The sequence below is a fragment of the Catellatospora sp. TT07R-123 genome (genome assembly GCF_018327705.1).
In the GTDB taxonomy this organism is placed as follows: domain Bacteria; phylum Actinomycetota; class Actinomycetes; order Mycobacteriales; family Micromonosporaceae; genus Catellatospora.
This window is the reverse complement of sequence record NZ_BNEM01000002.1, coordinates 1,520,711-1,533,911: the sequence shown is the minus strand read 5'-3', so window position 1 is coordinate 1,533,911 and position 13,201 is coordinate 1,520,711. Positions and strand designations below refer to the sequence as shown.

The 13,201-nt window shown below is 74.5% G+C and carries 15 protein-coding genes; 7 read left to right on the top strand and 8 right to left on the bottom strand.

What is annotated here, in order from left to right; genetic code table 11:
* Positions 1-108: 108 nt before the first annotated feature.
* Complete coding sequence (locus Cs7R123_RS26825) at positions 109-714, top strand: hypothetical protein (RefSeq protein WP_212830476.1); 606 nt, start codon at positions 109-111, stop codon at positions 712-714.
* A 59-nt stretch (positions 715-773) separates the two neighbouring features.
* Entirely contained in the window at positions 774-1,229 is a 456-nt protein-coding gene (locus Cs7R123_RS26820) for a hypothetical protein (protein ID WP_212830475.1), read from the top strand.
* Positions 1,230-1,264: 35 nt separating this feature from the next.
* Here Cs7R123_RS26820 and Cs7R123_RS26815 read toward each other — a convergent pair whose 3' ends face one another.
* The 4 genes from Cs7R123_RS26815 to Cs7R123_RS26800 form a co-directional block, all read right to left on the bottom strand.
* Positions 1,265-1,927: a hypothetical protein gene (locus Cs7R123_RS26815; protein WP_212830474.1), complete on the bottom strand. Its 663-nt coding sequence runs from the start codon at positions 1,925-1,927 to the stop codon at positions 1,265-1,267.
* A gap of 43 nt (positions 1,928-1,970) precedes the next feature.
* Complete coding sequence (locus Cs7R123_RS26810) at positions 1,971-3,341, bottom strand: FAD-binding oxidoreductase (protein ID WP_212830473.1); 1,371 nt, start codon at positions 3,339-3,341, stop codon at positions 1,971-1,973.
* A 43-nt stretch (positions 3,342-3,384) separates the two neighbouring features.
* The gene (locus Cs7R123_RS26805) at positions 3,385-3,753 is read right to left on the bottom strand and encodes an iron chaperone (protein ID WP_212830472.1); all 369 of its coding nucleotides are present in this window, start codon (positions 3,751-3,753) and stop codon (positions 3,385-3,387) included.
* Between the two features lie 295 nt (positions 3,754-4,048).
* Positions 4,049-4,399, bottom strand: coding sequence for a hypothetical protein (locus Cs7R123_RS26800; RefSeq protein WP_212830471.1), 351 nt, complete (start codon positions 4,397-4,399; stop codon positions 4,049-4,051).
* 145 nt (positions 4,400-4,544) lie between these two features.
* Here Cs7R123_RS26800 and Cs7R123_RS26795 point away from each other — a divergent pair, with 145 nt between their 5' ends.
* Together Cs7R123_RS26795 and Cs7R123_RS26790 are read left to right on the top strand one after the other, a co-directional pair.
* Positions 4,545-6,338, top strand: a complete 1,794-nt coding sequence (locus Cs7R123_RS26795) for a hypothetical protein (protein ID WP_212830470.1) — start codon at positions 4,545-4,547, stop codon at positions 6,336-6,338.
* 18 nt (positions 6,339-6,356) lie between these two features.
* Positions 6,357-6,854 (top strand): hypothetical protein, encoded by a 498-nt coding sequence (locus tag Cs7R123_RS26790; RefSeq protein WP_212830469.1) that lies wholly within the window; start codon positions 6,357-6,359, stop codon positions 6,852-6,854.
* Between the two features lie 52 nt (positions 6,855-6,906).
* Here the strand turns inward: Cs7R123_RS26790 and Cs7R123_RS26785 are convergent, their stop codons facing one another.
* Complete coding sequence (locus Cs7R123_RS26785; RefSeq protein ID WP_212830468.1) at positions 6,907-7,866, bottom strand: helix-turn-helix transcriptional regulator; 960 nt, start codon at positions 7,864-7,866, stop codon at positions 6,907-6,909.
* A gap of 63 nt (positions 7,867-7,929) precedes the next feature.
* Here Cs7R123_RS26785 and Cs7R123_RS26780 point away from each other — a divergent pair, with 63 nt between their 5' ends.
* A complete protein-coding gene (locus Cs7R123_RS26780; RefSeq protein WP_212830467.1) occupies positions 7,930-8,910 on the top strand; it encodes an aldo/keto reductase in 981 nt (326 codons plus the stop codon).
* A gap of 75 nt (positions 8,911-8,985) precedes the next feature.
* Positions 8,986-9,909: a hypothetical protein gene (locus Cs7R123_RS26775; RefSeq protein ID WP_212830466.1), complete on the top strand. Its 924-nt coding sequence runs from the start codon at positions 8,986-8,988 to the stop codon at positions 9,907-9,909.
* Between the two features lie 3 nt (positions 9,910-9,912).
* Here the strand turns inward: Cs7R123_RS26775 and thpR are convergent, their stop codons facing one another.
* Both thpR and Cs7R123_RS26765 read right to left on the bottom strand, forming a co-directional pair.
* Positions 9,913-10,488: an RNA 2',3'-cyclic phosphodiesterase gene (thpR, locus tag Cs7R123_RS26770; protein WP_212830465.1), complete on the bottom strand. Its 576-nt coding sequence runs from the start codon at positions 10,486-10,488 to the stop codon at positions 9,913-9,915.
* A gap of 11 nt (positions 10,489-10,499) precedes the next feature.
* Positions 10,500-11,099, bottom strand: coding sequence for a TetR/AcrR family transcriptional regulator (locus Cs7R123_RS26765; protein ID WP_212830464.1), 600 nt, complete (start codon positions 11,097-11,099; stop codon positions 10,500-10,502).
* Between the two features lie 57 nt (positions 11,100-11,156).
* On the opposite strand from Cs7R123_RS26765, the gene Cs7R123_RS26760 reads away from it, so the two are divergent.
* Positions 11,157-11,681 carry a GNAT family N-acetyltransferase gene (locus Cs7R123_RS26760; RefSeq protein WP_212830463.1) on the top strand — a complete coding sequence of 175 codons (525 nt, stop codon included), beginning with the start codon at positions 11,157-11,159 and terminating at the stop codon, positions 11,679-11,681.
* 25 nt (positions 11,682-11,706) lie between these two features.
* On the opposite strand, the gene Cs7R123_RS26755 is transcribed toward Cs7R123_RS26760, so the two are convergent.
* Complete coding sequence (locus tag Cs7R123_RS26755; RefSeq protein ID WP_212830462.1) at positions 11,707-13,194, bottom strand: hypothetical protein; 1,488 nt, start codon at positions 13,192-13,194, stop codon at positions 11,707-11,709.
* Between the last annotated feature and the right edge of the window lie 7 nt (positions 13,195-13,201).

Genomic DNA, 13,201 nt, shown 5'->3' with positions numbered 1-13,201 from the left:
GACCCCCGGTACACCCCATTTGTCCGTATTGCGACATATGGCTATCGTCCGAGCTGGTCCTCGCAAGCGGGGCGGTGCCCGTGCTCGGTGCTGACTAGTGTTCGGCCCATGGCTTTGCGACCTGACGAGTTCCACGCGCACGCGCTCGCCGCCGCCGACGGCGACCGGCGGCTTCCCCTGGCCCGGATGACCGGATGGGACATCAGCCCGTTCGAGCAGGAGGGGCTGCGGGTCACGCCGCTGCGGCCGCCGGTCCTGCCCGAGCAGCCCCGCCACGGCGAGGACCCCGCCGACTGCAACTCGTGCCGCCGCCAGGACCAGGGGATCTGGTTCGACGACCACTGGCGGCTGACCCGGATTCCGGGCGTGGCCGTGCCGCTGGTCCTCATGCTGCACCCGCGGGCGCACCACGACCTGGAGGACCTGCCCGACGACCTGGCGGCCGAGCTGGGCCGGCTGAGCGCCCACGTCGCCCGCCACATGGGCGCCCTGCCCGGCGTGACGCGGGCCCACGTCCACCGCTTCGGCGACGGCGCCGCGCACCTGCACACCTGGTTCTTCGCCCGCCCGGAGGGGCAGGCCCAGTTCTTCGGGTCGTGGCTGATCGTCTGGGACGACCTGCTGCCCGAGTATCCGGCCGACGTCGCCGAAGCCGACGCGGAGACCGTCGTCGACGCCCTGATCGCCTCGTACGGGGGACGCCGCACGCCGTGATCCGCTCCATCGGCCGTGGCGGTGATGCGGATGTCGCAGCCGTATGGTGAAGTGAGGCAATGCTGTTCGACTATTTTCGCGCGGCCGACGACGCCGCCGCCGTCCGGCTCGTCGAGGATCTGGACGGCGGCCCCGTCGTCGTTCCGGACTCGCCCGCTGACGCCGTCGACTTGCAGATGATCGACCCGGTGCTGATCCTCGGCTACCTGGTGGGCTTCGCGCGGGGCGACAACGGCACCGTCGATTTCGAGCTCCTGTGGCGCGGCTCCGGCAGCCGCGGCCTGTCGGTGGTCGCGCTCGACGACGCCACCCGGGACACCCTCGCCGGGATCGCCCCGGACCAGATGACCGCGCTGTCGGCGCGGTGGGGGCAGGTCGAGGAACTGAACTGGGACGAGCCGCCCCGCGACGACGAGATGGTGACGACGATCGAGGCGCTGTCCGGGCTGGCCCGGCGCGCCCGCGCCGCCGACGAGCACCTCTACTGCTGGTCCAGCGCCGGTTCCGGCTGCTAGAGCCGGTTCCGGCCGGCACCCGACCCGGAGCGGACCTAGTCTGAGCCGACCGGGTCGGGGGCGCCGGTGCACCGGTCGACCGGGTTCACCGGCCGCAGCGTGCCGGGGTCGAACCGGACGTCCCAGACCGCGCCGTCCTGCGCCACGACCCGTACGGTGTCGGGCCCGGTCAGGCTCGCGTCCTGGAACAGCCACTCCGGATCGGCCCCGGACGACGGGGAGATGAAGCACGCGAGTTCGTAGCCGCTCTCGTAGCTGAGCAGGCCGTCGCGGCTGCGCAACCTGAAGACCAGGTCGTCGGAGTAGATGAACTTCGCCCGGTTGTACCGGACCAGTGCGAAATCGTCGGACTTGGCGACCGTCGTCGCGCCGGACTCGCCCGTCATGCCGCGCGCCGCCGCGAACATCATGCACAGGCTCAGGCTGGCCAGCAGCGCGAGGGCGGCGATGATGGACACGGTGACCCGCACCCAGTGGGTCCGGATGCCGACGGCGGCGGCCGCCGTCAGCAGCACCAGCACCAGGAACAGCATCCACTCCGGATACTCGCTGAACAGCAGCAGGTACACGTGACGGCCGTGGTTCACCACGGCACCGCCCAGCACGCCCGTGTCGGCGACGCCGAGGACGCCCAACGCGAACAGCGTCGTGGCGAGCGCGAGCGGGATGGCGACCGGTCTGCGGTGGGATTGCGGCACGCGGCGGATTCTCGCAGCCGATTCCGCCGCGCGCTGCCCCGTACTACGGCCGGATGTTCTGGTTGAGGTGGAACAGGTTGGCGGGGTCGTAGGCGCGCTTCACCTCCACCAGCCGCGCGTAGTTGCCCCCGTAGTTCGCCTTCACCCGGTCCTGGTCGTCGCCGGCCATGAAGTTGACGTAGCCGCCCTCCTCCGACAGCGGCGCCGTGGCGGCGTAGTAGTCGCGTACCCAGGCGGTGTTGGCGTCGTTGTCGGCCGGGTCGGGCCACATGCCCGCGATGACCGTGGCGAAGTTGGCCTGCCGGTAGGCGAACGCGGTCGCGTCCGGGGAGATCCGGTGGCAGGCCCCGTTGATCGGGTAGATGTGCACGGTCGAGTTGACCACCGGCACCTTCGGGCCGAAGCGCAGGTGCGCGTCGATGATGTCGTCGGTCAGCTCGTCGACGAAGTTGGCCTTCCAGTAGTGCTGGAGGCCGGGCGGCACCAGCGCGTCGAACGCGGAGTTCAGCGCCGCGTACGGCATCGGGCCGACCATTTGCGCCACCGGTTGCGCCACCGCCCGGATCCGGTCGACGACCCGCTCACCCTCGGCGTGGTCGCCGGTCCAGCAGCTGACCACGGCCAGGAACGGCTCCCCGTGCCGGTCCTCGGGGATGAACGGCAGCGGCGGCGCGATCTGGAACGCGGGGAAGCCGCCGTACTGCTCGGGTGCGTCGGCGATGAAGTCGCGGAAGAAGCGCAGCAGCTCGCGCGCGTCCGCCAGCTCGAAGAACATCGGCCCGCCGTAGATCTCGGCGACCGGGCCGAGCCGGAACTCGAACGCGGTCACCGCGCCGAAGTTGCCGCCGCCGCCGCGCAGCGCCCAGAACAGGTCCTCGTGCTGCTTCTCGTCGGCGGTGACGATCCTGCCGTCGGCCAGCACCACCTCGGCCGACACCAGGTTGTCGCAGGACAGGCCCATGCCCCGGGCCAGGTAGCCGATGCCGCCGCCCAGCGTCAGCCCGCCCACGCCCGTGGTCGAGATGATGCCGCCGGTCGTGGCCAGCCCGTGGGCGCCGGTTGCGGCGTTGAAGTCGCCCCAGGTGGCGCCGCCTTCGGCCCGCGCGGTGCCGCGGCCGGGATCGACGGTGACGGCCCGCATGCCGGACAGGTCGGCCACCACGCCGCCGTCCACCGTGCCGAACCCGGGCACGCTGTGGCTGCCGCCGCGTACGGCCAGGTCGAGCCCGTTCTCGCGGGCGTAGTCCACGGCTGCCCGCACGTCGTCCACCCCGGTGCAGCGCACCACGACGGCGGGGCGCCGGTCGATCATCGCGTTGTACACGGCGCGCGCCTGGTCGTACCCAGCGTCGTCTGGCGTGACGACCTGGCCCTTGACCTGGTCGCGCAGCGTCTGCACACTCGGCCCGCCCATGATCGGTCCCCCGTCCGTCGCAGAGTTAGGGCACCAGTCCACGCTAGCCGCGCGGATGCTCCCTGCGGCGCCGTTCGGCCAGGGCGGCGGCCACCCGCGCGATCAGCTCGTACGGGACCGGTCCGGCGAGCGGGAACTTCAGCGTCCCCTTGCCCGCCCGGTATGCCGCGACGTCCCGATCGAGGGCCTCGTCCCCGTTCGGGACCGGGTAGACGCTGACGTGGTTCTTCCAGCCCGAGTAGTGCAGGACGTTCCCGCCGTCCAGGGTGACGGTCGGGATGTTGTAACTGATCCGCTCCGCGCTGCCGGGTATCGCCGACAGGGCGGTCTGGCGGATGCGGAGCAGGACGTCGCGGACGTCGTCCGGCTGTGCGGCCAGGTAGTCGTCGACTGTCGCGTACTGGGTCGCCATGGGTTCATTGTCGGTCGTGGCGTGGCGTGGCGTGGCGTGGCGTGGCGTGGCGTGGCGTGGCGTGGCGTGGCGTGGCGTGGCGTGGCGTGGCGTGGCGTGGCGTGGCGTGGCAGGGCTGTCGGGCGGTCGGGCCGGGTGCGGTCGGGGTCGCCCGCTCCGCCCAGCATTGACGCTGGCCTATCTAGAGCACGGATCTTGGAAGATTGTCCTCTGGATAGGCCAGCGTCGATAAAAAACGGGGTGTGGCGCGGCGCCCCTTCGCGGCCGGCGCCCCCTGGTGGGGAGCGTTGCGGGGTCAGCCGCAGGCGGCGGTGACGCTGCGGTCCTTGACGGTGCCGCCGGTGCGGTAGGTCTTGGTCGCGGTGCCGACGCAGGAGTACGACGCCGAGCCGGTGCCGCTGGCCAGCGTGACCCAGTTGCCGGCGGCGTCCTGCCGCTGGATGGCGACCGGCCACGGGGTGCTCTGGCCGGTGGAGTAGCAGAACCAGTCGGCCTCGGCCAGGATCTGGCCGCTGTAGTACGAGATGTCCTTGATCACGATGCAGTCGGGGGCGGCGGCGGCCGGGGCGGCGGCCACCCCGACGATCGTGCCCGCGATGAGTGCGGCCAGGCCCAGGCCGCGGGCGACAGCGTGGCGTACGTGCATGGAATACCTCCGGGAAAGGTTGATCGGTGGTCGTGCCGCCACATCGGACCATCGGTGTCCATCGCGAGTCGACAGTCTCAGCCCAGTCTCAAACCGCAGGTCGGCGCCGGTTGACACCATCGATTGGCGTGGCGATAAAAGCGCGATGGAATTGAGGGACGGCCAGGTGGCCGCACGCGCGGCGGTGCTCGCCGCCCTGCGCGGGACCGACCGCCCATTGATCAACGTTTTCGGCCCGCTCGGCGTCGGCAAGACCCTGATGCTGACCGGCCTCGACACCGGCGACGCCGTGGTCGTCGACGGCGTGGACGACGCCGACGCCGTCATGCGCCTGGCGCGGACCGTGTCGGCCGCCCCGGCCGCGGACCGCTGGATCGCGTTGAGCCGCCGCCCGCTGCCGGCCTGGCCGGACTGGCCCGACGGCGAGCCGCCGGTCACCGTCCGGCTGGACCCGTGGCGCTCGGCGTCGATCGAGTCGCTGGCCCGGGAGGCCGGGCTGCGGCAGCCGGCCGAACTGCGGGCGGTGGCGTCCCTGTCCGGCGGGCTGCCGCTGGTCGCCGGGCAGCTGTCCCGGGCGCTGCTCAGCGGGGTCCCCGCCGACGCCCGGGGCGCGCTGGCCGCACCCGCGGCCCGCGAGGTGCTGCGCCGGCTGGCGACCGAGGGACCGGCCGCGGCGGACGAGGCGCTGACCGCTCTGGCCACGCTGGGCTGCGCCGACGAGGAGATGCTGGCCCGGCTCGTCGGCGCCACGGCCGCCGAGTTCGACCGGCTGGCCGAGCTCAGCGTCGTACGCCGCGACGAGATCGGGCTGGCGTTGCGGGAGCCGTACCGGACGCTGCTGGACCTCGGGGCGCGCTGGCGGCGCCCGCTGGCCCGGCAGTCGCTGCTGGCCGGTGGCGTGCAGCACCGGATGCGGCAGGCCGCCACCCGCCGCGACCGCCGCGAGCAGGTCGGCATCGTCGGCCCGTCGCTCGCGCTGGTCGACGACCCGGTGATCCGCGAGACGCTCTTCCCTGCCGCCGAACCCAGGGTCCGGATCCGGCCCGCCGAACCCGGCGACGAGGCCGACATCGTCCGGCTGACCCGGCACTGGGCGCGGCGCGGCCACCTGGACGCCAAGGCATGCGGCCGGATGCTGGAGACCTGGTGGGCCTGCCAGCCGACCGGGTTCTACCTCGCGGTCGGGCCCGAGGGCGAGGCACTGGGGCTGTCCAACGTGCTTCCCCTGCGGGAGTCCGCCACGCCCGCGCTGGAACTGCTGCTCCAGCAGCACACCGGCGCCCTGCGCGCCGACCCGGACGGCACCGGCGGGGTGCTGGTGGGGCTCGCGGTGAGCGGGGACGACGACCCGGCCGTGCACGCGGCGATCCTGCGGCACACCCTGGCCGTCGGGATGGCGGCCGAGCGGGTGCTGGTGTCCACGCCGTGGCTGCCGTACCAGCGGCTGTGCGAGCAGCTGGGCATGGTCCACCAGGGAGACACCCGGCACGACGTCTACCGGTGCGGCCGGATGAACCGGATCTACCTGCAGGACTTCGCGGTCGAGGCGCTGCCGTCGTGGCTGGGCCGGCTCGGCGCGGGCGGCCCGGGGACCAGCTTCGACTGGGAGCGGTACGTCCGCCAGGCGCTGGCCGACCTGCACCGGCCCGGCCGGCTGGCGACCAGCCCGCTGTCGGCGCTGCCGGTGACCGGGTCCGGCACGGCGCTGGCCGGGCTGCTGCGCGCGGCCGTGGAGCTGCTCGGCGGCTCCGGCGCGGCCCAGGACGTCGAGGCAGCACAGGCGCTGACCTGGCGGTACCTGCACAGCGGAGTCGGTGAGCCGGTACGGCTGGGGCGCAGCCGGGCCACATACTTCCGGCGGCTGCGGCACGGCGTGCGGCGGGTCACCGAGATCGTCCAGGCGCTGGCGGGCGAGGGCGTCGGCCCGCAGCCCAGGTGACGGCTATCCTCCCTGGTCATGAAGGTGCTTCGCGGGCTCGGCCACCTCGGGCGGTACACGGCGGGGGCGCTCGCGAGCTGGGCGGTCTTCGTCGCCGAGGGCCTGCTCGGCTACGCGGCCCTGCTGCTCGTGGCGCTGGTGCGCGGCGGCGACCTCGGCGGACCGCTCGCCGGGCCGCTGCTGGTGCTGCTGGCGGCCGTGCTGGGCGGCGTGGTGACGGCCATGGTGGCGCTGCCCGCGGTGCTCGTCGGCGAGTTCGTGGCGCGCCGGACCGGCTGGCTGGCGGCCCCGGTGCTCGCGGCGGCCGCCGCGTTCGCGCTGCTCGGCGCCGGAACGTGGACGGTCGGCCTGGCGGCGGACGTGCCCGCGCCGACGGTGGCCACGGCGTGGCTGATCGTCGGCCTGTTCACGGCGGCGCCGTTCGCGCTGCTCGTCGCAGTCGTGCACGGCTCGGGCGCGCTGCTGTCCAGGCTCACGCGGCGTCCGGCCCGGACGGCTGGGGTCGTCCGGGCGTGAGCGGTTGTACGCACAACCCCACACGTGTACCCCGCAGGAGCAAGCAGGCCGCTCAGGTGAGCTGTTCGCCGACGGGGGTGCGGCGGTAGGACAGCCGGCGGCCGGTGCGTTCGGCGGTGACCAGGCCCGCGTCGCGCAGCGTGGTCAGGTGGTGCGAGGCGGTCGCCGGGGCCAGGCCCAGCGTGGTGGCGATCTCGCCGGTGCTCGCGGGCACGGCCAGCGCGGACAGCACGGCGGCCCGGGTCGGCCCGAGCAGCGCGGCCAGTGCCTGCGACGGACCGGGCACCTCGGCGTCCCAGATGCTGCCGTAGCCGCGCGGGGCGTACCAGAGGGCGCGGCCGTGCACCGCCTCGGTCATGGTGTGCAGCGTCGGCCCGGCGAACCCGGTGGGCAGCAGTGCCAGCCGGTGCCCGTCCAGGGTCCACTGGCGTGACTTGGCGCTGGCCAGCAGCAGCGCCGAGCCGTCCCAGTCCAGCTGCGGGTGCAGCCCGGCGACCAGCGCGCGGGGGCCGTGGTCGGCGGCGAGCCGGGCCCGGTGGGCGAGCTCGGCCTCGACGGCGGCGCGCAGCCTCGGCCATACCGGTGCGATGGCCCGGTCGAAGTAGTGCCGCACCTGCGCGACGAGCGTGACCAGCGCGGCGGCCGGGTCGGTCAGGAACCGCGCGGCCTCCGGCGGCGGGGCGTGTCCCGCCCAGGCCGCCGCGACCTCGGCCGCGACCCGGTCCGGCGGGGTGGCGGCGACGGCGGCCAGCTCGTCGTCGAGGCCCGGCCGGGCGGCCGGCAGCACCGGGGTGAGGAAGTCGGGGATGTAGCAGGGCCCGGACACGACCGCGCGCAGGACGGCCAGCTCGGGACCGGTGAACAGCGGCAGCGTCCGCTCCCGCCAGGCCGCGTGCAGCCAGTGGCCGGTGCGCCGGGTCAGCGCCATCGTGCTGGTGACCACCTCGGCCATCGGCGAGTGCGCGAACCGCACGTCGACCAGGTCGGCGGCCCCGAACTCGATCTCGATCACGCTGGTATTCGAGCACAGTCGAACGGCTGCGGGCCAGCCGCGACCGGCTCCTACGGTCGCGGCATGGAATACACCCACCTGGGCCGCACCGGCCTGCGCGTCAGCCGCCTGTGCCTGGGCACCATGAACTTCGCCTGGCAGATCGACGAGGCGGCCAGCCACGCGATCCTCGACCGGGCGCTGGCCGACGGCGTGAACTTCGTCGACACCGCCAACATGTACGGCAGCGAGCGCGGCGACGGCATGAGCGAGCGCTTCATCGGCAATTGGTTCGCCCGCACCGGCCAGCGGGACAGGGTCGTGCTGGCCACGAAGGTGTACGCGCCGATGAGCGACTGGCCCAACGACGGCGGCCTGTCGGCCCGGCACATCATCGCCTCCTGCGAGGCGTCGCTGCGGCGGCTGCGCACCGACTGGATCGACCTGTTCCAGCTGCACCACGTGCAGCGCGACACGCCCTGGGAGGAGATCTGGCAGGCGATGCAGACCCTGGTCACCCAGGGCAAGGTCCGCTACGCCGGATCGTCGAACTTCGCCGGGTGGCACCTGGCGGCGGCACAGGCCGCGGCCGCGAAGTGGCACCTGCTCGGGCTGGTGTCGGAGCAGGCCAAGTACAACCTGCTCACGCGCCACGTGGAGCTGGAGGTGCTGCCGTCGGCGATCGCGCACGGCATCGGGGTGCTGCCGTACTCGCCGCTGCACTTCGGGGCGCTGTCGGGGGCGCTGCGCAAGCAGCGCGACGGCGAGAGCGGGCGCAGCGTCCTGCACGCGCCCGAACGGGTCGAGCCGCACCGGGCCGCGATCGAGCGGTACGAGCGCCTGTGCGCCGACCTCGGCCTGGCCCCGACCACGGTGGCGCTGGCCTGGCTGCTGTCCCGCCCCGGGGTGACCGCGCCCGTGGTCGGCCCGCGTACGCCCGAGCAGCTGGACCTGCCGCTGGCCGCGTTGACGACCGAGCTGGGCGCCGACGTGCTGGCCCGCCTGGACGAGATCTTCCCGCCGGTCGGCAACGGCGGCCCCGGACCGGAGGCCTGGGCCTGGTGACAGTCGGCTAGCGGACAGTCCGGCGGGACGATCAGCCGACCGTCCCGGCCGGACGGGGCCATTACCCTTCGGCGGGTGACGACACCCTCGCTGCCGGTCGACCCCTCCGAGGTCCCGCCGCCGCCCCGGCCGGTGCCGCCCCAGCCCGCGCCGGTCGCCGCACCGCGTCCGGCTCCGCCGGTGCCGGTGCCCCCGGTGCCGCCGCAGGCCCCGCCGCCGACCGGGCCGCGCAAATGGGTGCTGCGCGGGCTCGCGGTGCTCACCGCGTTCGGGGTGTTCGGCGCCGTCGGCTCGTACTACGTGCCGAAGCTGCTGGACCAGCTCGGCGAGGCGATCGACCCGCCGCCCGCCCCGGTCGCGGCGACCGTGGTGCACCAGTACGCGGAGTCGCCGAACTTCGTCCTTCCCGCGACCGCCGACCAGGGGTCGGTGCCCGACCGGGCGCTGGCCGCGATCGACAAGTCGGCGTTCGCCGACTGGGCCATCGCCCAGGGCGGCGTCATCGCCGACGAGGACCAGGTGCGCTTCGTGCTGCGCGGCCGCGACGCGACGCTGGTGCACCTGGAGTCGATCCGGGTCAAGGTGCTCAAGCGCTCGCGGCCGCAGCCCGGTTGGTTCAACGCCTGGGACGGCTGCGGCGCCGCGGTCGTGCCGGAGCACCTGCGGGTCAGCGCCGACGGCGGGGCGGTGCACGGCCAGTGGGTCAACGACGCAGGCCCGGCCGAGGCGCCCGCGTTCACGGTCAGCGCCTCCGACGAGGAGGTCATCGACGTGACGGTGGTCTCCACCGAGGACGCGATCGAATGGGTGCTGGAGGTGGACTACTCCTCGGCGGCGGGCGACGGGGTGCTCACCGTCGACGACGGCGGCAAACCGTTCGTGCTGACCACGGTCGGGTCGGCGCAGGCGTGGCTGTATCCCGAACCCGACGGCGGCAGCCTGGTGCGGCAGCCCGACCGCGATCCGGGCGCGGCCACCGCCGCGCGGCCGCCCTGCTGACCGTCAACCGGGCAGCGGCGCGGCGAACACTTCGGTGTAGTCGTTGCTGACCGGGTGGTCGCTGCGCATGAGCACGATGCGGTCGGCTGGCCAGGACGGTCCGGCGTACGCGTCGAGCCGGTCGAGCACCTCGCGCAGCTCGTCGGGTTCGAGCCGCTCGCCGGGCCGGGCCAGCGTCAGGTGCGGCTGGTAGGGCCGGGGGTCGAACGGGACGGCGGCGGCCGACAGCTCCCGGCGCAGCCGCTCGGTGAGCTCGTGCAGCGCGGCCAGGTCGCCGCGCACCCCGGCCCAGACCGCGCTGGCGCGGCCGTTGTCGAAGCGGCCCCCGCCGCCGAGCCGGAGCACCGGCGCGGGGCGGTCGGCGACCGCCGTCATCGCGGTGCACGCCGATCCAGCCTGCTCAGGCGTGATCTCGCCGAGGAAGGCCAGGGTGATGTGCCACTGCCAGGGCGGCACCGGGCGCAGGGACAGCCCGTCGGCGTGCGGCCGGTTGAACGCCAGTCGGGACGCCACGGCGGCCAGGTCGGCGACGGCGTCCGGCGGCGGGTATACCGCGATGAACAGGCGCTGCTTGAGCATGGGTGTGCACGCTACCGAGCGGCCGCGGCGCCCGGCGCCGGGGTGGGCCGGTGGGCGTCGAGCGTCGCCCGCAGGTGGGCCAGGACCTGGGCGGCGACGTCGTCGAGCGGCTTGGTGTCGCGCTGGGCGCGGGCCAGCAGCAGCCCGCCCTCGGCCCCGGCGACCACGAGGCTGGCCAGGGCGCGGGCCGTCGGCGCCGGGCAGCCCTCGGCGGTGAAGGCGTGCTCCAGCACCCGGCACCAGTCGGCGAAGGTCTCGGCGACCAGGGTGTACAGCGGCTCGCCGGGGGAGACGTCGAGGGCCACCCCGGCGAACGGACAGCCGCCCCGGAACTCGGTCTTGCGCAGCCAGGCGGCGGTGGCGGCGAAGTAGCCGGCGACGGCGGTCAGGGCCGGGTCGGCGCCGTCGGGGATCTGGAAGCGGGTGCGTTCGGCGTACCAGCGCAGGGCCTCGGCGGCCAGCTGCTCCTTGCCGCCGGGGAAGTGGTGGTAGATCGAGCCGCGCGGGGCGCCGGAGCGGGCGATCACGTCCTGGAACGACGTGGCGGCATAGCCGCGCTCGGACAGCAGGCGGGCCGCGGTCTTGACCATCTTCTCGCGGCTGCTGTCCATGTCCACTCCACGGGTACGCGCTTGACTATGACGGCCATCATAGCGCAGGATCCGATTATGATGCTCGACATAGGAGGCTGGGCGCCGCCCGCGGCACCGCTGCTGCGCACCGCCACCGAGCACGACCTCGACGGGATCGTCGACATGCACGGGCGCTGCTCGCCCGACAGCCTCTACCGCCGCTACCTCAGCGGTGCCGGGGCGCCGCCCCGCGCCCAGCTCGCCAAGCTGCTGGCCGCAGGCCACACCTCCGTCGCGATCGCCAGCGGCGGCGCCGCCGACGGGCAGCTCGTCGCCGCGGCCCAGCTCGTCGCGTACGGAGCGGACACCGCCGAGGTGGCGATCCTGGTCGAGGACGCCTGGCAGCGCCGCGGCCTGGGCACCGCGCTGGCCCGTCGCCTGGTCACCCGGGCGATCGGCGCGGGCCTGCCGACCGTCCTGCTGCACGTGCTGGCCGCCAACCAGCCCGCCCTGCGCACCTTCCGCCGCCTGCTCGCCGACGGCCTGCTCGCCGAGGCGAGGCTCGTCGACCGCGACGGCCCCCTGCTCACCTTCGCGCTGAGCGGCAGGGCACCTGCGTGACCAGGTGCCCTGCCTCTCGGCGCGGTCAGTGGGCGGTGCGCCGGGCGGCGAGCGCGTACGCGGCGCCCGCGAACGCGCCCAGCACCGCCAGGCCCGCCCAGCCCGGCAGCGGGAAGTAGCCCGCGTACGGCGCGTAGTGGGCGGTCACCTGCGGGAACTCGTCCACGGTCTGGAGCACCGCGAACCCGGCCGCGGGCGTGACCCGCAGCAGCCACGCCGACACCCCGTCCGGCAGGTACGGCACCACCCCGAACAGGTACGGCAGCACCACGATCCCCAGCCCGGCGGTGACCGCCTGCCACCGCCGCCGCAGCAGCACGCCCAGCGCGAGCGCGAACACCGCCACCAGCGCCGCGACCGCGGCCGCCCCGACGACCACCCGCGCCTGGGTGAACAGCCCCACCGGCAGCACGTTCACCCCGGCCCGGCGCAGCAGCCACACCCCCAGCGGCAGTGCGACCGCCGCGGTGGCCAGGCTGCCCGCGAACACGGCGCCGCCGAGCACCGCCGACCGGGCGGCCAGCTCGCGCCGCGTCCCCGCCGCGCCGAACCGCACCGCCACCACGATGACCACGATCAGCCCCGCGAACAGGCCGATCAGGGTGCCCTCGACGCGCTGGCCGCCCTCGGCGCCGACCGGCCCGATGTCGCCGGTGCCGCTGACCGTCAGCGTGCCGCCTGCCTCCACCAGCCCGGACGCCCGGTGGTACTTCTCCCAGTCGGTGTGGTTCATCTCGCCGACGCTGTCGCTGCCCCACGGGCCCGGCGCGGCGCGGCCGTCCACGGCGACGCTGTCGAACACGCCCACGGCCTGCGTGAAGCGGCTCTCGCCGACGTGCCCGCCGAGGCCGATCTCGCGCAGGGTCAGGTCGCCGGGCGAGGCGGCGAACAGGCCCACCTGGACCGTGGCGGGCAGGCCGGGCAGCCGCGCCGTGCCGACCTGCGTCCAGCGCTGCCCGTCGGCCGACTCGTACCCGGTGATGACGTCGCCCGACCGGGTCAGGCGCAGCCAGCGCGGCTGCGCCGCCGACACCCCGCCGGGCTGCCCGGCGACGTCCTCGACATAGCTGTGCTGCATCCGCACGCCGTGGGCGCCGGTCATCATGATCGCCGCGTACGCCGAGCCCCGCCGCAGCCCGTCCTTGATGATGAGCCCGGTCTTGGCCCACGGCACCAGGCCGGACACGATCTGGTCGTGGTGGGGCGGCGGGTACGTGATGGTGCCGGTCAGCTCGGTCAGCCGGGCGGTGATGGTGCCGTCGCCGTCCAGGCCGCGGTGCGCGAACCAGAACTCGTCGGCCACCGCCCGCCCGGCTTCGTCGCGCGGATCGACCGGGCACGGCACCTCCACCGGCCCCTGGCTGCACGAGGAGTGGACGGCCAGGCCGGGCAGCAGCGCGAACGCCAGCACCAGCAGCGCGGCGCCGGCCAGCGCCAGCACGCGGCCGCGCCGGGCCAGCTCGGCCCAGGCAGCACGCAGCGAGGCAGGAAAGGACTCTTCGGGGGTATGCATGACGACG

Coding starts and splice junctions, on each gene's coding strand:
- Cs7R123_RS26825 (WP_212830476.1), top strand. CDS start 109: ATGGCTTTGCGACCTGACGAGTTCCACGCGCACGCGCTCGCCGCCGCC.
- Cs7R123_RS26820 (WP_212830475.1), top strand. CDS start 774: ATGCTGTTCGACTATTTTCGCGCGGCCGACGACGCCGCCGCCGTCCGG.
- Cs7R123_RS26810 (WP_212830473.1), bottom strand. CDS start 3,341: ATGGGCGGGCCGAGTGTGCAGACGCTGCGCGACCAGGTCAAGGGCCAG.
- Cs7R123_RS26805 (WP_212830472.1), bottom strand. CDS start 3,753: ATGGCGACCCAGTACGCGACAGTCGACGACTACCTGGCCGCACAGCCG.
- Cs7R123_RS26800 (WP_212830471.1), bottom strand. CDS start 4,399: ATGCACGTACGCCACGCTGTCGCCCGCGGCCTGGGCCTGGCCGCACTC.
- Cs7R123_RS26795 (WP_212830470.1), top strand. CDS start 4,545: ATGGAATTGAGGGACGGCCAGGTGGCCGCACGCGCGGCGGTGCTCGCC.
- Cs7R123_RS26790 (WP_212830469.1), top strand. CDS start 6,357: ATGAAGGTGCTTCGCGGGCTCGGCCACCTCGGGCGGTACACGGCGGGG.
- Cs7R123_RS26780 (WP_212830467.1), top strand. CDS start 7,930: ATGGAATACACCCACCTGGGCCGCACCGGCCTGCGCGTCAGCCGCCTG.
- thpR (WP_212830465.1), bottom strand. CDS start 10,488: ATGCTCAAGCAGCGCCTGTTCATCGCGGTATACCCGCCGCCGGACGCC.
- Cs7R123_RS26765 (WP_212830464.1), bottom strand. CDS start 11,099: ATGGACAGCAGCCGCGAGAAGATGGTCAAGACCGCGGCCCGCCTGCTG.
- Cs7R123_RS26760 (WP_212830463.1), top strand. CDS start 11,157: ATGATGCTCGACATAGGAGGCTGGGCGCCGCCCGCGGCACCGCTGCTG.
- Cs7R123_RS26755 (WP_212830462.1), bottom strand. CDS start 13,194: ATGCATACCCCCGAAGAGTCCTTTCCTGCCTCGCTGCGTGCTGCCTGG.